Raw genomic sequence first — 22,452 nt, 5'->3', positions numbered from 1 at the left:
GCCATGGCCCAGGCAACGCTGCTCAGCCTGCGCGATATCTGCCGAAGCTTCGGCGGCATCCAGGCGCTCGACAATGTTTCGCTCGAAATCGCCAAAGGCGACATCATCGGCCTGGTCGGCGACAACGGCGCCGGCAAGTCGACGCTGATCAAGATCCTCGCCGGTGCGCATGATCCAACCTCGGGCGACGTCATCCTCGAAGGGCGGCCGCAAAAACTGTCGCCGCCGGCCGAGGCGCAACGCCTCGGCATCGAGACGGTCTATCAGGATTTGTCGCTGATCGGCACCTTCACCGCGGCCGAGAACTTCTTCCTTGGCCGCGAACTCGCTCTTGGCCGCGGCCCGGCGCTGCTGCGCTTGATCCGCCGCAAATCGATGGGAGACACCGCGGTCAAAGGCCTCGATGAATTGCATATCGATATCCCCGGCGTGCGCTCAAAGACGGTCGAGCGCATGTCCGGCGGCCAGCGCCAGCTGGTGGCGATCGCGCGCGGCGCCTTCTGGGGCCACAAGCTGCTGCTGCTCGACGAACCGACGGCAGCGCTCGGCGTGCGCGAATCCCGCGAGGTGCTCGAGCTGATAAAACGACTGACCGCAAAAGGGCTGACCATCGTCATGGTCACCCACAATCTTGATCACCTCTGGCAGGTCTGCAACCGCGTGGTGGTGATGCGCCGGGGCCGCAAGGCCGCCGACCTGTTGAGTTCCGGCACCAATATGGAAGAGGTCGTCGCCTACATCACAGGCGCCAAGGCGCCGATGCAGACCCGCTCCCCAATCGGCGAGGCAAGCGCATGAGCGCGACCGACGCGATGACGCTAGGCCGGCTTCTGGCCGACGCGCCCAATCGCTGGAGCCATTGGGGCGCCGACGACGAGGTCGGCGCGCTCAACTACCTGACCGCCGAAGAGGTCAAACGCGGCATGGCGACGGTGCGGGATGGCCGCACCTTCACGCTCGGCGTGCCGATCGCGACGCATGAGGGCGACGCCGTGTTCCCCGGCCGCTGGCCTGCGAAGCATTTCATGGTCGCCGACAAGGCCGGATTCGAGAACGGCCACTGGCACCCTCTCCCCGGCGGCCTCGAATTCGCCGACGACTATGTCACCGGCTTCGCGCAGGCCGGAACGCATTGCGACGCGCTCGGCCACATGTGGTTCGACGACACGCTATGGAACGGCTTTGCGGCGTCCAGCACCAATGGCGGCATGACCAAGGCCGGTATCATGCCGATCGCCGAGCGCGGCATCGTCGGCCGCGGCGTGCTGCTCGACATCGCCCGCTTCCGCGGCAAGCCGGCGCTGGACCGTGCCGAGACCTTCACCCATCACGACCTGATGGAGTGCGCGCGGGCACAAGCCGTCGAGATCCTGCCGCGCAGCATCCTTCTCATCCGCACCGGCTGGGTCGGCGCGCTGGCGGCTGGACGCGAGAGCATCGGCGAAAATTATTGGGAGCCCGGGCTGACCTTCAGCCTCGATCTCGTGCGGTGGTTCGACGAGATGCAGATCCCGAGCCTAGTTACAGACACGCTGGCCAACGAAACCACCTACGAGCCAGGGAGCGGCCTGATGCTGGTGCTGCACGCCGCACTGATGCGCAATCTCGGCGTCGTCTTCACCGAAATGGCGTCGCTCGATGTCCTGGCCGCCGATTGCGCAGCGGATCGTCGCTACGAAGGTTTCTACTGTGCCAGCCCAGCCAAGGTCAGCAAGGGCACCGGCGGCTCGGCAAATCCAGTGTTCATCAAATAGACGGAATGGCTTCATGACTTCTGCAGACGACGCAACGCAGCTTTGTTTCCTGCCAGCCACGGAACTGGCCCAGCGCATCCGGCGCCGCGACCTGTCACCGGTCGAAGTGACCGAGGCGTATCTGCGCCGCATCGAGGCGCGCAATCCGGTCGTCAACGCCTATACTCTGGTGCTCGGCGACGAAGCGATGGATGCCGCGCGCGTCGCCGAAAAGGAGGTGATGGCCGGCGTGCCGCTGGGGCCGCTGCATGGCGTGCCGGTCGGCATAAAGGATCTCGACGACGTCGCCGGCGTGCCGACATCGATGGCGTCGCGGGCGGTCATGAACCGGGTGCCGAAAACCAGTGCAGCGGCGGTCGAACGCCTGTTGGATGCCGGGGCCATCGTGCTCGGCAAGACCAACACGCCGGAGTTCGGCCACAAGGGCATCACCGACAATCTGCGCTTCGGGCCGACCAGCACACCCTTCGCAATCGGCTACAATTCGGGTGGCTCGTCGGGCGGCAGTGCCGCAGCGGTTGCCGACGGCATGGCGGCGCTGGCGCAAGGTACCGATGGTGGCGGCTCGGTGCGCATCCCTGCTTCGTTCAGCGGCACTGTCGGCTTCAAACCCTCCTTCGGCCGTATTCCTTCAGTGACGCGCCCGGACGGGTTCCTGTGGGGACATCCGCTCGTCCATATCGGACCGCTGGCCCGCACCGTTGCCGACGCAGCGCTGATGACCGGCATCATGGCCGGCCCGCACAGCCGAGACCCGCTCAGCCTGCCGGACGATGGTGTCGACTATGTCGCCGCCGCCGGTGAGCAGACACGTCCGCTGCGTGTCGCCTACAGCCCGCGCCTCGGTAATTTCCCCGTCGACCCGCAGGTCGCGAGCGTGATTGCGGCCGCGGTCGAAACCATGCGGGACAATGGCATTGCGGTCGATGAGGTCGAGCTCGATTTCAAGGCCGATCACAAGGAACTTGCGGCGCTGTGGGTGCGCACGATCTCGATCCACTATGCGGCGATCGCCGTGTATTGGAAACAGGAAGGCATCGACCTGATGGGCGAACACGCCGCGGTGCTCACTCCGCAATTCCTGGCCATGCTGGAGGGCGCCTACAAGGTGTCCGCCGTCGAGCACGCCCTCGACGGTCTGTTGCGCACCGGCGTCCATGATGGGCTCGAAAATGTGTTCGAGACCCATGACCTGATCGTCTCGCCGACGCTGGCCATTCCGCCTGTCAAGAATGCCACCGACGGCAACACGATCGGGCCGACCTCGATCAATGGCGAGGCGGTCGATCCGCTGATCGGCTGGTGCATGACCTACCCGATAAACTACACCGGCCACCCGGCGATCTCGGTCCCGGCGGGCCTGACCCCGCAGGGCCTGCCCGTCGGCCTGCAAATCATCGGGCGGCGGCATGCCGATGAAAGTGTGTTGGCCATGGCAGCGCAGTTCGAACGCATCCAGCCCTGGTTCCAGAACTATCCGGGGCTTGCGCGGTAGAGCGGTGCGCCAAAGCTGCTGATCTCCCCTTGCGGAGGAGATTGGCTCTCATCTCGGCTTTCGCCAATCTTCAAGGTCACCTAGATCGGGAGCTGCAGCAGCTCTGAGATCACCAGTCCGGCCGCCCCCAGAAGTGCCGCGCGATCACCGGCGTCGCCGGCAATGAATTCGATCGCGCCGCCCGGTCGCGAGGGAACCATGGCGCGAACATGGTCGGCGATCGCCGTGAGCAGACGATCGCCACCGAGCACCACATCGCCATGCAGGATGAAGATGTTGGGTGCCACTGTCTGCTGCAGATTGGCGATGCCGACGGCGACGTTGCGGGCGTAGCGGTCAAGCAATTCAGCCGCGCCCGGCAAGCGGCGCGCCGCCATGTCGACAAGGCGGGCCGAATCGACCAGGTCGGCTTCGGGCAAAGCCGCACGCGCGGCCTCGCGCCGCAACCAGCTCAGCGTGGCGATGGTGTCCCAGCAGCCGCGCCTGCCACAACGGCAGAGCTCGCCGTCGAGCTGCACGAAGGTGTGGCCGAGTTCGCCGCCGGCGCCAGCCGTGCCACGATAGAGATGGCCATCGAAGTAGAGTGCGCCACCCAGCACTTCGCCGGTGTAGACGACAGCGAACTGCCTGACGCCACGCCCGGCGCCAAACCAGCGGTCGCCGACCAGCAAGGCGCGCGGATGGTGGTCGAGCTTGACGGGCAGACCGAAACGCCGGCCGAGATCGTCGGCAAGCGGGTAGCGGTCGAGTGACGGCGCGAGGTTGACGGTAACGATCGAGCCGCGATCGGTATCGACCATGCCGCCGACGCCGACGCCAATACCGAAGGGCGTGCGCCGCGCCTTGGCCAGCGTATCGCCGACGCATTGCGCGATCGTTTCGATGATTGGCTGAACCGGCCCCCTGCCGTCGGGCAGTGCGATCTTCCGCTCCGACTCGATCTTGCCGTCGAGCGTCGCAACGCAGGCATGGACAGCGTCCGGCATCAGCAGGACGCCGCAGATCGGACGGGCATGAGGCGAAAACCACAGCGGCCGCGCCGGCTTGCCGCCGCCGGGATTGGCGGGGACGGGATCGCTTTCGACCAGCACCTGATCGTCGATCAGCGGCTGGACGATGCCGGAAATGGTGGTGCGGTTGACGCCGGCAAGGCGCGCCAGCTCGGCGCGGCTGGTCGGCCCGAGATCGAACAGGGCCTGCAATACACGCCCGCGATTGGTGGAGCCGACCATCGAGGAGGACAGCAGTGCCTTGCGCCCACGCCCCGCCCTTTCCGTGCCGGCACCATCGCCGGGCGGCGTGAACGCTGCGTTGCGTGCGCCGTTCGGGCTGTCGTCGTCGGTAATGTTCATCGCTGGGTTTTCACAGGGACATTCTCAAAAACCTTTCTAGCCCAGGAGCTTGCCGGTTTCGAGAACTTTGTGCGAGACGGCAACAAACTCACCGAAAACTGTATGCCGGCCCTGCCCGCGCCAGCTTCGCTGCCGTCTTAGCTCCACACCCGGGGACCTTAAAGTGTCTCGGCAGGTGTGTGGACTGACGGCTTTTGCTGGAAACCGTCATGGGTCGGAATCGACGGCAGCCGGTCGAGCCATTTCGCTCGCGAGCGCATGACGACCTGCGCATCCGGCCGATAGTCGTCCGGATCGGTCATCGTGGCGGCGTGAACATGAATCTCGGTGGGCCATTTGTCGGAGCGGAAATATAGCCTTGAGCCGCAGGACGGGCAAAAACCGCGAAATGTGTTGGGGCTGCTCTCGTAGTGCACGATGTCGCCGGTCCAGGTCAGATGCTCCGGCCTCATCCCCAGGAAGGCCGTGAAAGGGGCGGACGTGGCGCGCTGGCAATCGGCGCAGTGACAGACCAGATTGCGCGTGAGTTGCCCGGAATATGTCCAGGCGACCGCCCCGCACATGCAATGCCCCGCCAGAAATGCCATTTGCTTTCCTCCCGCGCGCGCCGATGCAATGCAATATAGGTTGCGCGATCACTCCGGCTTTCGCCAATCTCCAACCTCGAAGACCAACTCGTCGCTCACCCCGGCACCGCCGGCTTCAGCTCCGGAAACTTCTCGTCGAAGCGTGCAGCCCAGCGTGTCAGCCGGGCGCGGCCCTTTTCCCACTTTCCGGCAAAGCGCAGCGAGAGATAGCCAAGGCAGGCGCGCAGGGCCATGTGGCCGGCGGTGATTTTCTTCGGCAGCTTTGGCGGATTGGCGTTGAGCAGATCGAGCGCTGCCGTGATCTTCGCCCACTGGCGGTCGAGCCAGGGCTGATAGACCATCTCTTCGGGCCGCGTACGTCGTTCATAGACCATCGACAGCGCGCAGTCGCAAATGCCATCTGCCAGCGCTTCCAGCACCTCCGCCTCGAGGCGCTTGTCGGGATTGCGCGGAAACAGCGCGTTCTTAGAAACCCGGTTGAGGTGCTGGGTAATGGCGCGGCTGTCATGGATCGAGCGGCCGTCGTCGAGCACCAACACCGGGATCTTGCCGAGCGGGTTGGCCTCGATCAGCGCCGCCGGTTTGTCCTCGGTCTTGACCGGCACCGCTTCGATGGCAATGCCGGCATAGGCCGCGGCCATACGCACCTTGGAGCTGTAGGGAGAAGTGGAAGCGTAGAGCAGTCTGGGCATGATCGGGTTCCTGTTTGCCGGCCGGCACTTTTGACCGAGAGCGGCTGCCCGGCAATGGCCAGGCAACAAAAAACCAACTGCCAGAAAGCCGGTGATGGTTTCCTGCCATGACCATCGTGACCTGGCTACAGACGGATACACGATCCACACCGGAAGACCACAGCAGAGCGGAACATCCGATCTGCTTTTCAATCCCCCGCAGCCCCGGCTTCGCGGCGGGGCATTCGTTTCATGACCAGGGGTGAAAGAAAACCAACCCACGCGAGCAAGCGAGGCAGCCTGTCCGGCGCCTCGCTTTGCTGCCCTGGCCCCCTTTTCCGACGGTCTTGCGCACGGCCCGAAAACCAGTTTCGGTTTCCGGAATGATCATGCGCCGATCGCAAGTGTCAAAGCGTTCTCCGCGCATCCAGCAGGACACACAGTGCTCCAACAAGACCTGGTCTACTTCTTGGCCGGCGCCTTCGCCTTTGCCGGCGCTGCCTTGGCTTTGGCCTTGGGAGCCGCGGCTTTCTTCACGGCGGGCTTTGTTGCTGCCGCTGCCGCTTTCTTGGCCGGTGCTGCCTTGGCGGCGGGCTTGGCCGCGGCCTTCGCCGGCGCTGCCTTCTTGGCTGCGGGTTTCGCCGCTGCCTTGGCTGCCGGCTTCTTGGCCGGTGCTGCCTTGGCGGCCGGCTTTGCCGCGGCCTTCGCCGGCGCTGCCTTCTTCACTGCCGGTTTTGCCACGGCCTTGGCCGCTGCCGGCTTCTTGGCCGGTGCTGCTTTTGCCTTTGCCGGTGCTGCCTTCGGCTTGGCCGCAGGTGCTGCTTTCTTCACTGCTGCCGCGACCTTCGCCGTTGCTGCTTTCACAGGTGCTTTCTTTGCCGGTGTCTTGGATGCCGGCGCCTTAGACGACTGCTTCGCCATGTCATGCCCCTTGCGTTACGCCGACGGCCGTGAATGACCTCGGCGGGCAATGCATATCTGACTCGCGGCTCTCTAGCCAGCGAAGCAATAGACTGATTTTCGCAGTTTAAATTTTGGTTACTGATGGCACACGATCATGCCGATCATCGCAAAAATACGCTGCTGATCTTCGACCATTGCCAGCAGTTCACCGCCGACATTCTCCGCGCCCTGCGAGACCGACCGCGCCGTGAAGCTCTAAAGGTCAGCGAGCGGCATTGTGCATTGATCTTCGGCCGCGAACATCATCACCTGCTGCTTCATCGGTGCGATCATCTCGTGCAAGCAGACGATCTACACAGATCGCGCGAGCAATGCGATGACCGATCACCGCATCACCTTGTCAAGCATGATCCCATCGCCCGCTTGTCAGCGAATTGACAGATAACTCTACATCACAGAGTATTCTGCGGGAGATGCGGGAGTGCTTCGATGTCGATCGCACAAGGGCAAGCGGCGCTATCCGGGATCGTCAAGACGGCGCGCCATGGCAGCGGCCTCGTCGGTGACGGTGTCTGGCTTGGCCGCACCGGAGCCGCTCGATGAGCGCCGACGAAATCATCCACCAGAGCACGCGGCTCAGGATCATGGTCGCCCTGAACATGCTGGAAAGGCGCGAGGTGCTGGAATTCGCCCGGCTGAAGGTCATCGTTGGCGTCACCGACGGCAATCTCGGCGCGCATCTCGATACGCTGGCCAGGGCCGGCTATGTCGAAATCGAAAAGCTGTTCGTCGGCCGCCGGCCGCAGACGCGTGTCAGGGCAACGACGAGCGGACGGCGAGCATTCCGCGCTCACGCCGCGTTTCTGCGCAAAATTCTCGACCAGGCCGAGGCGACGCAGCGCAGAAAATAGTGCTGCGATTGGGCGAAATCTCTCTATCTCTTGTTTTGACGCAATTCCCTAAGGGAAAGCGCTATGCGCTTTCCCCGGGAAAACCGTTTCGCACTTTTCCTGGAATTGCTCTAACGCGTGGCAACCACGGCGACGCCGGCGCCGATCATCACACCGCCCGCCGCACGGTTGACCCGGCGCACGATCTTCGGCGTGCGCAACAGGCTGCGGGCGCGGCCGGCGAGGATGACATGGCCGCCGATCACCACGACCTCGACAGCCAGGATCACCGTCATCAGCACACCGAGATGACCTGCGTTGAGCGACGCGCCGACCACGTTCGGCAGCAGCGCCACGTAGAACAGCGGCATTTTCGGATTGCCGAGGTTGAGCGCGATACCCGTGGCGAAGATCGTCAACAGCCCGCGCCGTCCGGAGATGGGTTGCAGTTGTGGCACCACGGGCACGGCAGTCCACAGCCTGATGCCCATCCAGATCAGATAGGCCGCTCCGCCATAACGAAGCACCGTCATCACGATTGCCATCTTGGCGGCGATGATTGACAGACCGAAGGCGGCGAGGACCAGGAAGATGAGAATGCCGACCACCGTGCCTGCGCCATAGGCAATGCCCGACGCGGCACCGCTGGAGATCGTACGGGCGACGATCGTCATGTTGTCCGGACCGGGACTGGCGGCGAACACGAAGAAGGCAGCCGTGAAGGCAAGGATGGTGGCAAGGTCCATGGAGGCTCCCGAAAAGTGATCTGTTGCTCTCGGGCGTTCAGACTAGCCGATTTGCCTGTCGGCAACATCAGCAAATATCGGGCTCTGCGCGACGCGCATTTTCGTCACGGCTGATAGCCGAGGCAGATGGCGCCGAGCGCGACGATGGCGCAGGCGCCGACCCGCCGCGGCGTCAGCATCTCGCCGAGAAACAGGCGTCCGATGAAGGCAGCAAAGACGACGCTGGTTTCGCGGATCGCGGTGATGGGACCGGCTGGCCCGAGCGCGAAGGCCGCGACCACGACACCATAGGCCAAAAGCGCGAACAGGCCGCCGCCCAGCGCCTTCCAGGTTTCCGGCGCCTGTAGGTCGACGATGAGCCGGCCACGGCAGGCGACGAAGGTCGCCGGCAGCAATGCGCCGTAGATCACGAGGACCCAGGCGGTGTAGGCGCCGGCATTTCCCGCCGTCCGAACGCCGATCGCATCGACCGTCGCATAGGCGGCGATGATCGCTCCCGTTGCCAGTGCGTAGAGTATCGATGTCGTGGCGGCCCTGCCTCTTCCGAGCGAAAGGCCCATGATGCCGCCGGCGACCAGCGCGACGCCGACGGTCTGCGGCAGGGTGAGCTGCTGGTTGGCCAGGAAATACCCGCCGAGCGTGACAAGCAGCGGCACGCTGCCGCGAACGATCGGATAGACCTGTCCCAGTTCGCCATATCTGTAGGCGGCCACCAGAAACACGCTGTAGCCGACCTGGAGGCAAGCCGAGAGGACGACATAGGGACATGCCGGCGCGGCCGGAAGGGTGAGAAAGATGGCGAAGGGAATGGCGAGTGCGGTACTGGAAAAACTCATGACGGTGACGGTCCACAACCTGTCGGCCCCGGTGCGCAGGAAGGCGTTCCAGGTGGCGTGCAAGATCGCGGCAAACAGCGCGAGCCCGATGACCAACGGGCTCATTGCGGCCTGCGCGAGGCGGCGACGATGTCCAGGGCCGCCTTGCGGGCGTCGCGAATGGCGGTGTCCGCCTGCCCCATCTGCGCCAGCAGGGTCGCGCCTTCGATCAGCATCAGCAGCACCGCAGCCACGCTCTCGGCGCGGCCACGCGGCATCTCCTCTTCGAGGATTGACCGCATGCGCCGCTTGAGGCTGTTCTTCTGCCTGGCGGCAGCCTTGAACACCGGATGCTCCGGATCGCCAAACTCGGCCAGCGCATGCGCGAACAGGCAGCCATGGAAATCCGGGCTGCGGAACCAGCGCTCGTGCCAGTCGAAGATCTTCCTAATTTTCTGCTCGGGCGTGGCGACCTCTTCGGCGAGGCGGTCGAGCTGGCGGTCAAAACGCCTGGCGCGATAGTCGAGCACCTCGACGATCAGTTCGTCCTTGCTGGGAAAGTGACGGTACATCGTCATCTTGGCCACATCAGCCTCGGCGATGATCCGGTCGATGCCGGTGGCATGGAAACCGGCGCGCTTGAACAGCGCGTAAGCCGTTTCGACGACGTGCTGGCGTTTGTCGGAAGCAGGCGATGATGTCACGGTGCTTACCAAGTGGTGAGACAGGTCTGTCTCATAGCTATGCGACGGATCGCCTCTTCTGTCAACACAGCACAAAAAACCGCCTGCAGCCGATCGAGCCGCAGGCGCGAAAAGGGATCGGAACGGAAACCCGCGTTCAGCGCAGGACGCGGCAGCGGCCGTTGTAGACCATCCAGCGGTCGAAGCCCGAGACGCAGAATTCGACATTGTCGCCGATCGAAGCGAAGCCCTGGCCTTCCTCGATCAGGTACCAAATGGTGCGATCGCGGCCGTCGGACAGGCTGACGGTGGCGCCGCAGTAGCGGCGGCCGATCGGCCAGGTCTCGTTGGCCGCCAGATAACGATGCTGATGGATGCGCCGGAAATCCGTGATCTGTACGTCCGGCAGATGCGGCACATGATGCACCTGATAGGAAAAGCGGCTGGTGATCTTGTTCAACACCCAGGCTTCGCCACAGACGCCGCCATCGTCGTCGGAATAGACGCCAAGGTCGGCCGCCTGCACGGCCTGGGTAACGCCGAGAGGCACGGCAAGCGGAGTGCAGAGCGAAATCAGGGCAGCAAGTGCGGATTTGGCGAAGCGAGTCATGGCAGCCTCTCAAGGTCGATTGCGCTCACTGTGCGGATTCGCTTGGCGGCGGTCAAGCGGTTGCGGAAACAATGGTTTCCCAGTTCGGAACGCATTGGCCCAGGCCGAACTTGGACTCAAGAGGGCGCAAGCTCTGGGTCGTTAAAGAGCCCGCCTTCCTGACCCCCCTCCGGAATGCGGGCTTTTCGCACCTGCCGGCGTTCCATTGGGTCGCTTCGATAGAGGCCGCTGCGGCATTACTCGCTGGCCAGCCATTCCAGTGACCAGTGCGCCGGCTTTTCCACGGCGAGCACTCTGTGCAGAGCCGGCAGCAGCGTCCGCAGTTCGTCCTCCAGCGTGAATGGCGGGTTGACCACCAGCAGACCACTGCCGTCGAGGCTGGGTTCCGAAGAGGCGGGCCTGATCTCGAATTCTATGTCGAGCAGCTTCGGGATGCCGGATTGCTTGAGCGCCTTCCGGAAAGCGATGATCGCCTTGCGGTCCTTGATCGGATACCACAGCGCATAGATGCCGCCGGGCCAGCGCTTGTGCGCCCTTATGAGCCCGTCGACGAGGCGCTCGAACTCACCCGCTTCCTCGAATGGCGGATCGATGAGCACCAGGCCGCGCTTTTCCTTCGGCGGCAGATGCGCGCCGAGCGCCAGCCAGCCATCGAGCTCGATGACACGCGTCTGGAAATCGCCGGCAAAGAGGGTTCTCAGTTTGCCTACATCCTTGGGGTGCAGCTCGATAGCCGACAGCCGATCCTGCTTGCGCATGAGATGACGCGCGATCAGCGGCGAGCCCGGATATTTCTGGATGCCGCCCTCGGGATTGAGCGACCGCACCGTCTCCAGATAAGGCGCGAGCAGTGCCGCCACCGGTGCGGCGAACGAGGCATCGATCAACCGGCCGATGCCGCCTTGCCACTCGCCGGTCTTCTGCGCCTCGACCGAGGACAGATCGTAGCGGCCGATGCCGGCATGGGTGTCAATGACGCGAAACGCCTTGTCCTTCTGCTTCAGATATTCGAGCAGTCGCGTCAGCACGACATGCTTGACGACATCAGCAAAATTTCCGGCGTGATAGGCGTGACGATAGTTCACGTGGAGCCCCTGCCCCAACGCGGCGGTGGCGGCTGCGAATTCGGATTTTCCGGCCGGCCGCCACGACTACGCAGGGAGAGCAAAAACCCGATCAAACCAATCGCCATCAGCGCGTAGCCGACCGGCCGCGCACGGCCGTCGATCTCGCCGACACCGGAGCGCAGGATCAGATCGACCGCGCGCATCGGGATGTCTTCGGCATCACCCGGACCGACGGTGAAGAGGTACGGACCGGGGCTGACGGCCGCGATCAGGCCCGCCTCATCGCGAAATATCTTGTCGGGCAGTTGCGGGCTGGCCTGGCGCGGGTTGTCGGCATGGTTGAACTGCAGCGTCGAGGCGAGCACCGTGCGGCCATTGGTGGCGGCGGTCAGCGTCAGCACCGTGCGCTGCCGCGAAACGATACGCTCGGCCCTCGCGGTCAGATCGACCAGCACCCGCACCGGCGCGTCGCGGCTGGCCAGCGGCACCGTCAGCCGCTTGAAGCGGCCCTGCTCGTAGACCCGCCAGGTGCCGATCTCGTGGCCGGAGAAATTGCTCGTCGCCCAGGGATAGATGACACCGATGCCGGTGCCGGCGAGCAGGATCAGGACAAACAGAAAGCGCATTCAGGATCACCAGAAGGTATCGTGACCTTGCCAATAGCGCTCCGACGATCAAAAGGCGATGGCCAGCGTTGGCCATCCTGCTTCCAGGGCTTTCGCTGCTTGCGCGCCTTGAGCAATGCGGCAGGGGCCGATGCGCGCCAGACGACTTGATAGGCTTCCGCCACAAGACCCAGGAGGTGGATCATGGGGTTGCGGGAGCAACCAGATTGGCGGCGCTGTTGGGCACGCACGCGACTCTACCTATGCGCGTTGAGTTGCGCCGCCGGCTCTTTCCTGACGCTCCTCGCTGTCAAGCTTTGGTTCTGCCCTGAAACAGCTTGCCGCATCCGATTGGATTTTTTTGTGACCTAACCAATGCGCTGATTCACAACGAGGATCTGCCCTGTACACCCTAGGTCCGGTCGCGAAGCCAACACCGGCGTCATGATTAACCATTCGCAAACAGTGATGGTTAAGGATTCGCTAATTTAGTTGACTAGGATTTCCACAGGTATATTTTTGATACGTTGGGATGTGCAATTTGGGCGAGCAATCGACGATGATGGCACCAAGCGTGTGATCGCGATTTCGGGGCGCAGAGAAGGCTGAACGGCAGCACACAGGTCGTGTAGTAGCACCAGCTCCGCGAACCCAGAGAACAGTTAACGCACATCAATGATGGCGATTCCGCAGATGCGGAGGGTTTGCCACGTTCTCAAGGACGTGGCCGGGCAATGCATTTGTCCCGGCCCCGGCGGTAGCGTGCGCGGTGCGTGAGAGGAAGCATGAGTAAGCTCATCAAGGTTCTGAAACTGGAGCCCGGGAACAGTCAAAGGGGCGCCAATCAAAACCGAGGCCGCGCCCTGGTCGCCGGAGGTGCGGGATTTTTGGGATCGCATCTGTGTGAACGTCTTTTGCGGGACGGATATGACGTTGTCGCGCTGGACAATTTCCACACCGGCAAGAGATACAATCTCAATGCCCTTCTGCGTAATCCGAGATTCAGGTGCATCGAGCACGACATCGTCAATGCACTGCCTTTGGGTCTTCAGTTCGATGAGATCTACAATCTCGCCTGCCCGGCCTCTCCGCCGCATTACCAGGAAGACCCGATCCATACCTTCAAGACAAACGTGCTTGGTTCACTGAACCTTCTGGAACTGGCGCGACAGAACAATGCCAAGATATTCCAGGCCTCGACGTCCGAAGTCTATGGCGACCCCTTCGTGCACCCACAGCCCGAGAGCTACTTCGGCAACGTCAATACGCACGGACCGCGATCCTGCTACGATGAGGGCAAGCGCTCGGCCGAAACCCTGTTCTTCGACTATTCGAGAACATATGGCCTCGATATCCGCGTCGCCCGCATTTTCAACACCTATGGCCGCCGCATGCAGCCCGATGATGGGCGCGTGGTTTCGAACTTCATCGTCCAGGCGCTGCGCGGCGAAGACCTGACCGTCTACGGCAGCGGCCTACAGACGCGTTCCTTCTGCTATGCCGACGACCTGATCGAGGGCTTTGTCCGGCTGATGAATGCGCCGAGTGCGCCCGTGCATCCGGTCAACCTCGGCAACCCCGGCGAATTCACCATCATGGAACTGGCGACACTGGTCGTCGGTTACACCAACTCCCGATCGAAGATCGTGCATCGGCCGCTGCCGGTCGACGATCCCAGACAGCGCAAGCCCGACATTTCCTTTGCCAGGAACAATCTCGGTTGGGAGCCGAAAATCAGCTTGAGCCAGGGGCTCGCGCATACTGTCGACTATTTTGACACCCTGCTCTACGGAAGCAAACTGGTCACAGGAGCCGCGGCGTCATGACTCGCCCGGCAATCCTGGTGACGGGTGGGGCCGGCTTCATCGGCAGCCACACCTGCAAGCAGTTGGCCGGCGCCGGCTATTTGCCGGTGGTTTTCGACAATCTGAGCCGCGGCAATGAGAAATCCGTCGGCTGGGGTCCGCTTGTCGTCGGTGATATCCGGGACCGGGATGCGCTATCGGGGGCGATGAAGACGTACCGGCCGACGGCGGTCATCCACTTTGCGGCGCTGGCCTATGTCGGCGAGTCCGTTCGCGAGCCTGCCGAATATTATTCGACCAATGTCACGGGCACCATCGCGGTGCTCGATGCGGCGCGCGCGAACGCCATCGAGAACATCATCTTCTCCAGCAGCTGCGCAACTTACGGCGTGCCGGAGGCATTGCCCGTTCGCGAAACCTCCTCGCAGAATCCGATCAGCCCTTACGGGCGCACCAAGCTGATGGGCGAACAGATCATCGGCGACTATGCGTCCGCATACGGAATGAAATTTGCGATCCTGCGCTATTTCAACGCTTGCGGCGCCGATCCCGACGGCGAGCTCGGTGAGTGGCATTCGCCGGAAACACACCTGATTCCCAGGGTGCTCATGGCCGCATCAGGCATCATCGACGAGATCGAGGTTTTCGGCACGGACTACGACACATCGGACGGCACGTGCGTGCGGGATTATATCCACGTCAGCGATCTGGCCCGCGCCCATCTGAAGGCCCTGATGCATCTCGAGGGCGGCGGACAAAGCCTGGCGGTCAACCTCGGCACAGGGCGGGGCGTGTCCATCAAGGAGATTGTCCAGGCCGTCAGCCGAACGACGTCACGACCGGTTCCGGCCGTCTTCAGGACCCGGCGCCCCGGAGACCCGGCCGAGCTCTACGCCGATCCGGGAAGCGCACGCGAACATCTTGGCTTTGTGCCGGAGCTTTCCGACATCGACACGATCGTCAGGACGGCCGCCCCATTTTTTGGGCTGGAGACGAAGCCGATGAAACTACGGCCAACCAAGGCGGTAGCGCCTGTCGCGGCTCGATGGCTCAGGAATAACGCCGGCGGCAGCTCGCGCGTTGGCCAAATCCGCTAGGGCTGCAGATGTAAGGCGAACTCCCCAGGAACGGACCGCCATTGCCCGGATTGTAGGAGACCTTCACCGGCGCCGGCGTGCGGATTTTGACACGCGATGGCGATGCAAAAGCGTAAGCTCTTTCAGCCGTCCGCACTGTGACGCGGACCGGCTGGACCGCAGGCTCACTGCGAACCGAGTGGACCACAGGCTTGACGAGGATCGAATTGGTTTTGGTTGCATCCATACTCTGACAACCCGAAACCATGGCTATCACCATCGCAGCTGCAATAATACTTGCGTTATTTTTGATCGAGCGAAAGGCGCCCATTGCGGAATTTTTCATCATTTGTCCCCTGCCAAAGGCGAGTTGCGACATACTTTGCTTTCGTCGCTTTCACGCCGCGTAAGCGACCGCTCGCTACCACATACGCAGGAACATTAGACTTCACTTATTAATATTCATGAAAACCGAATGGTGAGCTTACCGTCTGGTCGTTCCGTCGGATCTTATTAGAATGCGATCAATCGGCAGTCGGCCCGTCGACGGCACTGGCCGGACCGCTTGAAGGTTGACAATAGGCGATTCGGCCATGCCTTGACAGGCACTCGACAGGAGCAGCCTGCTCTCAGAACAGAGATGGATCTGGGTTGTTTGCTCGACCTGTCAGGATGGGGGCCGGCGCAGGGTAGCGAAAATCACTGGCTGCGTCATGGCTCATGCCAGGCGGCAGTTCCGCTCAACCGCCGCTTTTGACTGGTGCCGGCTGCCCGCCGGGGCTGATCATCTGACGCATCTTTTCGAAGGTCGCTGCGGTCGTATCGCCGGATTTGAACTTGTCGTATTCCTGCGCGGGCTGCGCCGGCGACGCCTGGAAAACATACCAGGAACCGCTCGGATCCTTCATCTGGTATATCGTGCCGCCCAATCGGTGATGGCTGAAGCAGGTTCGCCCCTGCGTGCTGCCGGCAAGCGTCTTCCATTTTGCATCCATGCATAATTTGCCATTCTTGGTGACCAACCACCGGCCCTGGCCGATCGACGCATTGGCGCCGTCGGTCCAGGCGCGAAGTTGGCGCCCATCCTTGGCAAAATAGGCAGCGCCGTTTTCCCAGACCCATGTGCGGTCCGCATAGAGGTGAAACAGGTCCGCCGGGGTGAGCGGCGCGGCCGCGGTGACCGCCGACAAATCAACCTCTTCGGCGGTCGCGGCAGTTGGGCCGCTGACCAAGACCGGCTGCGCAACAATCATTGTCAATAGAAGGCAGCGGATCGACAGGATACCAACCACAGAAGTGATCCTCCAAATGACAACCGGCCAAAAGGCGGGACAAGGCCACCCACATACCATCCCTTCCGCCTGTCACCGACTCTCGTTCCAGCCAGGGTCGAAGTAGAAATTGCGGTCGCCGATCCCGCCCCGGCCGGCGCCGGAAACCGGATAGGCGATCCTAACGATGCGGATGCCACCGGCGCCCTGCTGCAGCCCATATATGCCTTCCAGTCCGCGGTCGTAAAATCCCGCGACCGGGACCGAGAGCGCAACGCAGGCGAGCGATGCCTGCCAGGCGAGTTTCACAACACTGGCTCGCAGCGAAATCCTGTTCTCGATGAGGTGCCTGGTTACGATCACAACCACAAGCAGCCCGTAGATCAGCGCATTGAATGCGGCGAGCCAGTAGAAGCCGGTGGCGTTCGAAGGGTGATCCACGAGAAGAACCGGCAAGGACGCACCTACCGCAAGCACCACATAGGGAACGATGACGCGGGCGGGCAGAAGGTCTTTGGGGCCGCTGCCCTTGGGAGTAACGCGGAAATCGACGAATGATTTGGTCAGATAGTCGCGGATCGACGACAGCGTGCCGGCGAGCACCCACGGCCAACGCGCGAAGAACAGGAACAACGTCCCTTCCCAGCTGAGCGTCTTGGCGGTGATCGGGCGCGAAAGGCCGAACGCCTTCAGCATCATCACCAGGAGAACCAGGGCAATCGAGTTTGGCGCGTAGTAGAAAAGGAAGTCGGCATACATCACGTTGGCGAAGTTCTGGCCCGAACAAAGCGCGTAGATCGGCATGATGTACATCAGCAGCGCAAATGTGGCGAACAGCGGATACCAAAGCTGGCAAAACAGGAACTGAAATTGCAACCGTCGCGGTAGTTTGGAAAGGTAGCTGGGCGAGTATTCGAGCAAGATCGTCATCAGGCTCCGCGACCACTGGAATTCCTGCGTGACAAGATCGGCAAAGGTTTGCGGGCCATCGCCATGCGCGATGGCGTCGATGGCATGCACACCGCGCCATCCGGCCGCATTGATCAGCATCGACGTTGAATGGTCTTCGGCCAGTTCCGGGCCAAGACCACCCGCCTGCCTCAGCGCGGTGGTTCGCACGGCATAGTGCGAGCCGATGCAGAGCGGAGCCCCGCCGCCTGTATGGCCGGACTGCAGGGGCCCGTGGAACATCCCTTCCGGAAACAGTCTGCCGCGCGCCGACCAGCTGTCAGCGGCATTGTTGTCGCAAATGCTCGGCGCCGAGACGTAGCCAACCGAGCGATCGGCGAAGGGAAACAGGATTTCCCTGAGATAGGTTGGCGTCGGTACGTGGTCCGCATCCATCTGAGCGACGAAATCATAGCGCTCATAGCCATAGTGATCGTAGAAAAATGCCAGATTCCCCTCTTTGCAGCGCGTCCGGCGCGGCCACACCTTGCGATGATAATCTTCCCGGCCGCGCCGGGTCGAAATCATGACGTTGCGGGCCTTGCACCAGGCGATCGTCTCCTCGGATGGGTCCTCGTCTGCCAGCCAGGTATCGTGCGGATAATCCTGAGCCAGCATCGCTTCAAGCGTGCGCGCAACCACGGCAAACGGTTCGGACGGGGCCTTGGTGACCACCATCGCGACCCGCGAACGCTTCGGGATCGTGTGAAGCTTGGACGGCTTTTTCGACGCGTGCACGTTCAACAGGAAGTACAGCGGCATGAGCGTGAGCCATACCAGAATGAGTGTCGCGAATGCGTATGGCCCGACATGCTCGACATGCTCGGGCTTCAGCCACCAGAACCAGAAAAATCCGAGCGTGACGAACCAGAAGGCCAGGGCCAGTCTCAAGACCCATTGCTGGGTGGCCGACAGCACGGGCACCAGAAAGGGACCCTTCCGCGCAGTGGCGGCCAGACCCGTCTCAGATCGATGCGCGCGTCTGCTCGCATGGCCGATGATGCTTGCCTGAACGGAAGCACTCATACACTTACTCGCCGCCACTTTGGGCTTCCGCCGACAGATGGCTGAAAGCTCTCAAATCCCGGCGGTAGAATCAGCCCGCGCTTTCTTAGAGTCAACTAAATTAAGCATTCATTAACTATGATTCTTGAGATCTGGTTAACCTAACGCCTTGAATCGGGAGGGGAATAACCACCCCCAAACCACCCTCCCCAATGACGAGCCGGCTAAATTTTCTGCGTTGGAAGTTTGCTGATGGGGTCGAGGCTGTTCAGTGGGGGATCAGGCTCGAGAGCAGCGTTAACCATGTTGGGAATGACAGGGTTAAGCAACCGTTAATTGTACTTGACTCCTGGCCGCGACCGGCTCTTAATTTAGCTAGGGATGATATATCGGGATATTGACGCGAATTTGTGAGTATCGCGGCGAAACCTTCTCTCTGTAGCTCCTCGATGTCGGCGCTTTGAGAGATAGACAATGGTTGGGTGGGCCCTGTGCGAAGATTCGCACGCCCACCGATGGTCGCTCCGAAATCCCGCAGATTCCACCAATAGAGCCGATTGGTTTTTGGGCAATCGCGTGTCGATCAAGCATCGACGCGCACGGGCGAAGCTTCAACTTCCGCAGGATGTTGAAGCCATGGGAGATTAACATGAAACACCCCGCAGCAAATGTACTTGCAATCGCGCTGGTATTGGGCGGAAGCGCGGCGTTCCCCACTGCGGGAGGCGCCGGCTCCGTAGCCGCGACGGACCCCGTTCAGACGAGCAGCGCAGCTTCGGCGTTCGGATCCTATGATCCCTACGGGGACTTCAGTGCCGACAAGAGTGCCAGCATCGAGGAGCTGTTCCTGCCCTGGGAAGACGTCGATCTGGCGAGCCTTCCCCTGGCCGACGCCTATGCCCTTCAGCGAAACCGGTCGCTGTTGATCACTGTCGAGCCGTGGACCTGGTCGAAAGACTGGCGCATCACCCCGGCCGAACTGCGCAACGGCATATTGAGCGGCAAATACGACGCCAACATGCAGGCAATCTGCGACCTGGTGGGGGCCATGAAGAGCCCTGTAACCATTCGCTGGGCGCAGGAAATGGAGGACACGAACGGCCGCTTCACCTGGGCCAACTGGGCTCCCAAGGACTGGATCGCCGCTTACAAGCGCGAGGTCGATATCTGCCGCAAGGCTGCCCCCGCCGCCAAATATATGTGGTCACCCAAGGGCCAAGAGGGTCTGGAAAAATATTACCCTGGCGACGACTACGTCGACGTCATCGGCCTGTCGGTGTTCGGCCTGCAGAAAAAGGACAATAACGAGACCGGTCATGACCGTACGTTCGCCGAGGCGCTGAAGCCCGGCTATGACCGCGTCGCGGGCTTCAACAAGCCGGTCGTGGTGGCGGAGCTCGGCTATGTCGGGAAGCAGGAATATGTTTCGCAATGGGAAATCGATTCCCGCAAGTCCTATTCGGAGTTTCCGGCCCTGACCTCGGTCGTCTATTTCAACCAGAAGGAAGTGTGGCCGTGGTTGGGTGATTATGGGCTGCCCGATTGGAGGGTTACCCAGCATATCTTGCCCTAGGGGGTGCTGCATCGGGTGTGGTGCAAATTGGGCGTGGCGTAAAATAGTGGGGTAGAGTTGTGAAACGAGTACTGGGGAATTGTATCGGAACGGCGCTTGCCTGTTCCATTGGTGTCTTTGCCTTTCAGCTTCCCGCGACAGCCAAGACGGCAGCGCAAGTCGCCGAACTGGCCAGGCAGGCCGAGGCGGTGCCCGATGAGGGTATCTACCAGATGTACCAGAACCGTTCGTGGCTCTGGGGTAGAAACGGCGCTGGATATTTTGCTGTGCAGCGCCGTCAATTCAGCGCCTGGACCTCGGACAAAGGCAAGCCGGGCTACGGTGACGGCACCTGGTTCATCCCTGGAGGTGGCAAGCTCTGCTTCCGCGCCAAATGGCACGGAGCAGGAGGCGACGCCGACGCCCTCACCTGTTTCGAGCATCGCCAGGCCGGCAGGGCGATTTACCAGCGCAAGATTCCGGATGGCGACTGGTACGTTTTCAGGAATTCGCATCGCAGCCTGGCGGACGAGTTTCTGAAGATAAAATACGGCGATTACGTCACAGTGCAACAGAACCGGATCAAGGCAAAACCGTAGACAGTGTCATCTGCGACAAGCCGCTGGCCTACGCCTTGCGCTCCCAGCGGCGGTCTGATGTCTGCTGCCAGTAGGTGACGGCGTGGCCGGCGTCCTTCATCGTCTTCCAATGCCCCCGGGCCGCCTCGACCTGGGCGGCGTCGTGGCCGTCGAACAGGAACACGGCACGCTCGTAGCCGCGAAGCTCGGGCGGCATGGCGCCGTCGACCAGGAAGCGGATCTTTGCCTCGTTGGGATTGGCGTCGCCGGTGGTCAACAGGATCGGCTGTTCGCCGGGATAGGCCTCACGATCGGTTGCATGGGCGAGGAACGAATCGTCGCGAAAAGTCCAAAGATGCTGGTCGAGCGCATCGCGGCGCTCCTCGGTGCCGGTCTGCACCACGGCGCGCCAGCCACGGTCGATGCTGCGCTCCAGGAGGCCGGGCAGCGCATCCTCCAGCGTCGATTCGGTCAGGTGGTAGAACAGGACGTCGGCCATCGCCTCTGCCTATACCGGATGAACCCGCTCACTGCTCATAATTGTCTCGCACCAGCCGGTCGAGCAGCCTGACGCCGAAACCGGAACCCCAGGACTGGTTGATCTCGTTCGACGGCGAGCCGATCGCCGTGCCGGCAATGTCGAGATGCGCCCATGGCGTCTCCTTGACGAAACGCTGCAGGAATTGCGCGGCGATGATGGCACCGCCATAGCGGCCGCCAATGTTCTTCATGTCGGCGTTCTTGGAATCGATCAGCTTGTCGTATTCGGCGCCGAGCGGCATGCGCCACAGCCGCTCCTGCGTCGCCTGCCCCGCCGCCGTCAGCCTTTCGGCCAGTTCGTCATTGTTGGAAAACAGGCCGGCATAGTGCTGGCCGAGCGCCACCATGACGGCGCCGGTCAGCGTCGCCAGGTTGACCATGAATTTCGGCTGGAAGCGGTCATTGCAGTACCACAGCGCGTCGGCCAGCACGAGGCGGCCTTCGGCGTCGGTGTTGAGCACCTCGATGGTCTGGCCCGACATCGAAATGACGATGTCGCCGGGGCGCTGGGCATGGCCGTCGACAGCGTTTTCGACCAGGCCGATGACGCCGACGACATTGGCCTTCGCCTTGCGCGCGGCCAGCGCATGCATCAGGCCGGTGACGGCGGCGGCGCCACCCATGTCGCCCTTCATGTCCTCCATGCCGGAGGCCGGCTTCATCGAATTGCCGCCGGTGTCGAACGTGACGCCCTTGCCGACGAACGCAACCGGGCTGTCCTTTGGCTTGCCGCCGTTCCACTGCATGATCGCCATGCGGGCGCCGCGCGGCGAGCCTTGCGCGACACCGAGCAGCGAGCCCATGCCGAGCTTCTTCATCTCCCTCTCGGCCAGGATCTCGACCTTGACGCCGAGCGCCTCGAGTTCCTTGGCGCGGGCGGCGAACTCAACCGGCCCAAGCACGTTTGCCGGTTCGTTGACGAGGTCGCGCGCCAGAAGCACGCCGTCGATCACCGCCTCGACCTCAGCGAAGGCCTTTTTCGCAGCGGCCGGAGCGGCGGTTTGGATGGTGACCTTGACCGGCTTTTTCGGCTCGGCCTCGTCCTTGTCCTTCCTGGTCTTGTACTTGTCGAAGGAATAGCTGCGCAGAAGAATGCCTGCCGCGAGGCTTGCCGCGTCCTTGCCGCTTGGCGAGGCGCCGACCATTTCGAGCACCACGGCCACGTCGGTCGCCTTGCGCAGCGACGCGGCAATGGTGCCGCCAAGCTTCAGCCACGCATATTCGTCGAGCCCCGACACCTTGCCGGCGCCGATCGCCACCAGCCTGTCGAGCGACGTTCCTTCCGGCGCCAGAACTTCGACGGAGCTGGCGAACTTGCCGGTGAACTCGGCGACCGGAAAGGCCCGCTCCAATGTCTTGCCCGGATCGCAAGCCCTGGCGGCATCGCTCAGGCCGCCCTCATCCGCCGACAGCACGAAGACCGTGCCAGTCTTGGGTGCGGAAAATTTGGCGAAGGCGATCGACGGTCTTTGGCTCATCATGTCCTGCTTTCGGAAAAT

At 62.4% G+C, this 22,452-nt stretch carries 24 protein-coding genes; 9 read left to right on the top strand and 15 right to left on the bottom strand.

Going from position 1 to position 22,452, the window contains the following annotated elements:
• The first annotated feature begins 3 nt into the window (after positions 1-3).
• From B5V02_RS39315 to B5V02_RS39305, 3 genes are read left to right on the top strand one after another with little or no spacing between them, the layout of a single operon-like run.
• On the top strand, positions 4-798 hold the full coding sequence (locus B5V02_RS39315; RefSeq protein ID WP_111549268.1) for an ATP-binding cassette domain-containing protein: 795 nt from the start codon (positions 4-6) through the stop codon (positions 796-798).
• Positions 795-1,754 carry a cyclase family protein gene (locus tag B5V02_RS39310; protein WP_111549267.1) on the top strand — a complete coding sequence of 320 codons (960 nt, stop codon included), beginning with the start codon at positions 795-797 and terminating at the stop codon, positions 1,752-1,754. Before B5V02_RS39315 ends, B5V02_RS39310 begins: the two co-directional genes overlap by 4 nt.
• A 13-nt stretch (positions 1,755-1,767) precedes the next feature.
• Entirely contained in the window at positions 1,768-3,249 is a 1,482-nt protein-coding gene (locus B5V02_RS39305) for an amidase (protein ID WP_111549266.1), read from the top strand.
• Between the two features lie 80 nt (positions 3,250-3,329).
• On the opposite strand, the gene B5V02_RS39300 is transcribed toward B5V02_RS39305, so the two are convergent.
• From B5V02_RS39300 to B5V02_RS39285, 4 genes are all read right to left on the bottom strand, one after another.
• Complete coding sequence (locus B5V02_RS39300; protein WP_111549265.1) at positions 3,330-4,601, bottom strand: ROK family protein; 1,272 nt, start codon at positions 4,599-4,601, stop codon at positions 3,330-3,332.
• A gap of 158 nt (positions 4,602-4,759) precedes the next feature.
• Positions 4,760-5,188 carry a GFA family protein gene (locus B5V02_RS39295; RefSeq protein ID WP_111549264.1) on the bottom strand — a complete coding sequence of 143 codons (429 nt, stop codon included), beginning with the start codon at positions 5,186-5,188 and terminating at the stop codon, positions 4,760-4,762.
• Positions 5,189-5,283: 95 nt separating this feature from the next.
• Positions 5,284-5,880 (bottom strand): glutathione S-transferase family protein, encoded by a 597-nt coding sequence (locus B5V02_RS39290; RefSeq protein WP_111549263.1) that lies wholly within the window; start codon positions 5,878-5,880, stop codon positions 5,284-5,286.
• 441 nt (positions 5,881-6,321) lie between these two features.
• A complete protein-coding gene (locus tag B5V02_RS39285) occupies positions 6,322-6,723 on the bottom strand; it encodes a hypothetical protein (protein WP_208647199.1) in 402 nt (133 codons plus the stop codon).
• 180 nt (positions 6,724-6,903) lie between these two features.
• Here B5V02_RS39285 and B5V02_RS39280 point away from each other — a divergent pair, with 180 nt between their 5' ends.
• On the top strand, positions 6,904-7,200 hold the full coding sequence (locus B5V02_RS39280; protein WP_111549261.1) for a hypothetical protein: 297 nt from the start codon (positions 6,904-6,906) through the stop codon (positions 7,198-7,200).
• Between the two features lie 161 nt (positions 7,201-7,361).
• Positions 7,362-7,673, top strand: a complete 312-nt coding sequence (locus B5V02_RS39275) for a transcriptional regulator (RefSeq protein WP_111549260.1) — start codon at positions 7,362-7,364, stop codon at positions 7,671-7,673.
• A 110-nt stretch (positions 7,674-7,783) separates the two neighbouring features.
• Here B5V02_RS39275 and B5V02_RS39270 read toward each other — a convergent pair whose 3' ends face one another.
• From B5V02_RS39270 to B5V02_RS39245, 6 genes are all read right to left on the bottom strand, one after another.
• The gene (locus B5V02_RS39270; RefSeq protein WP_111549259.1) at positions 7,784-8,398 is read right to left on the bottom strand and encodes a LysE family translocator; all 615 of its coding nucleotides are present in this window, start codon (positions 8,396-8,398) and stop codon (positions 7,784-7,786) included.
• 104 nt (positions 8,399-8,502) lie between these two features.
• Positions 8,503-9,339, bottom strand: coding sequence for a DMT family transporter (locus tag B5V02_RS39265; RefSeq protein ID WP_111549258.1), 837 nt, complete (start codon positions 9,337-9,339; stop codon positions 8,503-8,505).
• Entirely contained in the window at positions 9,336-9,917 is a 582-nt protein-coding gene (locus B5V02_RS39260) for a TetR/AcrR family transcriptional regulator (protein ID WP_111549396.1), read from the bottom strand. The genes B5V02_RS39265 and B5V02_RS39260 overlap by 4 nt, the downstream gene beginning before the upstream one ends.
• Before the next feature lie 136 nt (positions 9,918-10,053).
• A complete protein-coding gene (locus tag B5V02_RS39255) occupies positions 10,054-10,506 on the bottom strand; it encodes a hypothetical protein (protein WP_111549257.1) in 453 nt (150 codons plus the stop codon).
• Positions 10,507-10,742: 236 nt separating this feature from the next.
• Positions 10,743-11,591 carry a 23S rRNA (adenine(2030)-N(6))-methyltransferase RlmJ gene (locus B5V02_RS39250; RefSeq protein WP_111549256.1) on the bottom strand — a complete coding sequence of 283 codons (849 nt, stop codon included), beginning with the start codon at positions 11,589-11,591 and terminating at the stop codon, positions 10,743-10,745.
• Positions 11,588-12,199: a hypothetical protein gene (locus B5V02_RS39245; protein ID WP_111549255.1), complete on the bottom strand. Its 612-nt coding sequence runs from the start codon at positions 12,197-12,199 to the stop codon at positions 11,588-11,590. The genes B5V02_RS39250 and B5V02_RS39245 overlap by 4 nt, the downstream gene beginning before the upstream one ends.
• A gap of 764 nt (positions 12,200-12,963) precedes the next feature.
• Between B5V02_RS39245 and B5V02_RS39240 the strand changes: the two genes are divergently transcribed.
• Positions 12,964-14,004 carry a UDP-glucuronic acid decarboxylase family protein gene (locus B5V02_RS39240; RefSeq protein WP_111549395.1) on the top strand — a complete coding sequence of 347 codons (1,041 nt, stop codon included), beginning with the start codon at positions 12,964-12,966 and terminating at the stop codon, positions 14,002-14,004.
• Positions 14,001-15,080: a UDP-glucose 4-epimerase GalE gene (gene galE, locus B5V02_RS39235; protein WP_111549254.1), complete on the top strand. Its 1,080-nt coding sequence runs from the start codon at positions 14,001-14,003 to the stop codon at positions 15,078-15,080. The genes B5V02_RS39240 and galE overlap by 4 nt, the downstream gene beginning before the upstream one ends.
• On the opposite strand, the gene B5V02_RS39230 is transcribed toward galE, so the two are convergent.
• The 3 genes from B5V02_RS39230 to B5V02_RS39220 all read right to left on the bottom strand — a co-directional run bounded on the left by B5V02_RS39230 (position 15,034) and on the right by B5V02_RS39220 (position 18,304).
• A complete protein-coding gene (locus B5V02_RS39230; RefSeq protein WP_378924988.1) occupies positions 15,034-15,438 on the bottom strand; it encodes a hypothetical protein in 405 nt (134 codons plus the stop codon). The genes galE and B5V02_RS39230 overlap by 47 nt on opposite strands.
• A gap of 361 nt (positions 15,439-15,799) precedes the next feature.
• Positions 15,800-16,312 (bottom strand): DUF995 domain-containing protein, encoded by a 513-nt coding sequence (locus tag B5V02_RS39225; RefSeq protein WP_281005107.1) that lies wholly within the window; start codon positions 16,310-16,312, stop codon positions 15,800-15,802.
• 111 nt (positions 16,313-16,423) lie between these two features.
• On the bottom strand, positions 16,424-18,304 hold the full coding sequence (locus B5V02_RS39220) for a glycosyltransferase family 2 protein (protein ID WP_111549252.1): 1,881 nt from the start codon (positions 18,302-18,304) through the stop codon (positions 16,424-16,426).
• Positions 18,305-18,932: 628 nt separating this feature from the next.
• On the opposite strand from B5V02_RS39220, the gene B5V02_RS39215 reads away from it, so the two are divergent.
• Positions 18,933-19,856: a glycoside hydrolase family 26 protein gene (locus B5V02_RS39215; protein ID WP_111549251.1), complete on the top strand. Its 924-nt coding sequence runs from the start codon at positions 18,933-18,935 to the stop codon at positions 19,854-19,856.
• A 59-nt stretch (positions 19,857-19,915) separates the two neighbouring features.
• The gene (locus B5V02_RS39210; RefSeq protein WP_111549250.1) at positions 19,916-20,434 is read left to right on the top strand and encodes a DUF995 domain-containing protein; all 519 of its coding nucleotides are present in this window, start codon (positions 19,916-19,918) and stop codon (positions 20,432-20,434) included.
• A 28-nt stretch (positions 20,435-20,462) separates the two neighbouring features.
• Here the strand turns inward: B5V02_RS39210 and B5V02_RS39205 are convergent, their stop codons facing one another.
• Complete coding sequence (locus B5V02_RS39205) at positions 20,463-20,912, bottom strand: DNA polymerase III subunit chi (protein ID WP_111549249.1); 450 nt, start codon at positions 20,910-20,912, stop codon at positions 20,463-20,465.
• A gap of 28 nt (positions 20,913-20,940) precedes the next feature.
• Positions 20,941-22,431, bottom strand: coding sequence for a leucyl aminopeptidase (locus B5V02_RS39200; RefSeq protein WP_111549393.1), 1,491 nt, complete (start codon positions 22,429-22,431; stop codon positions 20,941-20,943).
• Positions 22,432-22,452: the final 21 nt, after the last annotated feature.

The organism is Mesorhizobium kowhaii, assembly GCF_003253745.1.
GTDB lineage: Bacteria > Pseudomonadota > Alphaproteobacteria > Rhizobiales > Rhizobiaceae > Mesorhizobium > Mesorhizobium kowhaii.
The sequence above is the reverse complement of the archived record's forward strand: the minus strand, read 5'-3'. Positions and strand labels throughout refer to the sequence as shown.

Coding starts and splice junctions, on each gene's coding strand:
- B5V02_RS39205 (WP_111549249.1), bottom strand. CDS start 20,912: ATGGCCGACGTCCTGTTCTACCACCTGACCGAATCGACGCTGGAGGAT.
- B5V02_RS39300 (WP_111549265.1), bottom strand. CDS start 4,601: ATGAACATTACCGACGACGACAGCCCGAACGGCGCACGCAACGCAGCG.
- B5V02_RS39255 (WP_111549257.1), bottom strand. CDS start 10,506: ATGACTCGCTTCGCCAAATCCGCACTTGCTGCCCTGATTTCGCTCTGC.
- B5V02_RS39295 (WP_111549264.1), bottom strand. CDS start 5,188: ATGGCATTTCTGGCGGGGCATTGCATGTGCGGGGCGGTCGCCTGGACA.
- B5V02_RS39240 (WP_111549395.1), top strand. CDS start 12,964: ATGAGTAAGCTCATCAAGGTTCTGAAACTGGAGCCCGGGAACAGTCAA.
- galE (WP_111549254.1), top strand. CDS start 14,001: ATGACTCGCCCGGCAATCCTGGTGACGGGTGGGGCCGGCTTCATCGGC.
- B5V02_RS39280 (WP_111549261.1), top strand. CDS start 6,904: ATGGCACACGATCATGCCGATCATCGCAAAAATACGCTGCTGATCTTC.
- B5V02_RS39275 (WP_111549260.1), top strand. CDS start 7,362: ATGAGCGCCGACGAAATCATCCACCAGAGCACGCGGCTCAGGATCATG.
- B5V02_RS39245 (WP_111549255.1), bottom strand. CDS start 12,199: ATGCGCTTTCTGTTTGTCCTGATCCTGCTCGCCGGCACCGGCATCGGT.
- B5V02_RS39310 (WP_111549267.1), top strand. CDS start 795: ATGAGCGCGACCGACGCGATGACGCTAGGCCGGCTTCTGGCCGACGCG.
- B5V02_RS39265 (WP_111549258.1), bottom strand. CDS start 9,339: ATGAGCCCGTTGGTCATCGGGCTCGCGCTGTTTGCCGCGATCTTGCAC.
- B5V02_RS39200 (WP_111549393.1), bottom strand. CDS start 22,431: ATGAGCCAAAGACCGTCGATCGCCTTCGCCAAATTTTCCGCACCCAAG.
- B5V02_RS39315 (WP_111549268.1), top strand. CDS start 4: ATGGCCCAGGCAACGCTGCTCAGCCTGCGCGATATCTGCCGAAGCTTC.
- B5V02_RS39290 (WP_111549263.1), bottom strand. CDS start 5,880: ATGCCCAGACTGCTCTACGCTTCCACTTCTCCCTACAGCTCCAAGGTG.
- B5V02_RS39305 (WP_111549266.1), top strand. CDS start 1,768: ATGACTTCTGCAGACGACGCAACGCAGCTTTGTTTCCTGCCAGCCACG.
- B5V02_RS39230 (WP_378924988.1), bottom strand. CDS start 15,438: ATGTCGCAACTCGCCTTTGGCAGGGGACAAATGATGAAAAATTCCGCA.
- B5V02_RS39270 (WP_111549259.1), bottom strand. CDS start 8,398: ATGGACCTTGCCACCATCCTTGCCTTCACGGCTGCCTTCTTCGTGTTC.
- B5V02_RS39215 (WP_111549251.1), top strand. CDS start 18,933: ATGAAACACCCCGCAGCAAATGTACTTGCAATCGCGCTGGTATTGGGC.
- B5V02_RS39220 (WP_111549252.1), bottom strand. CDS start 18,304: ATGAGTGCTTCCGTTCAGGCAAGCATCATCGGCCATGCGAGCAGACGC.
- B5V02_RS39225 (WP_281005107.1), bottom strand. CDS start 16,312: ATGATTGTTGCGCAGCCGGTCTTGGTCAGCGGCCCAACTGCCGCGACC.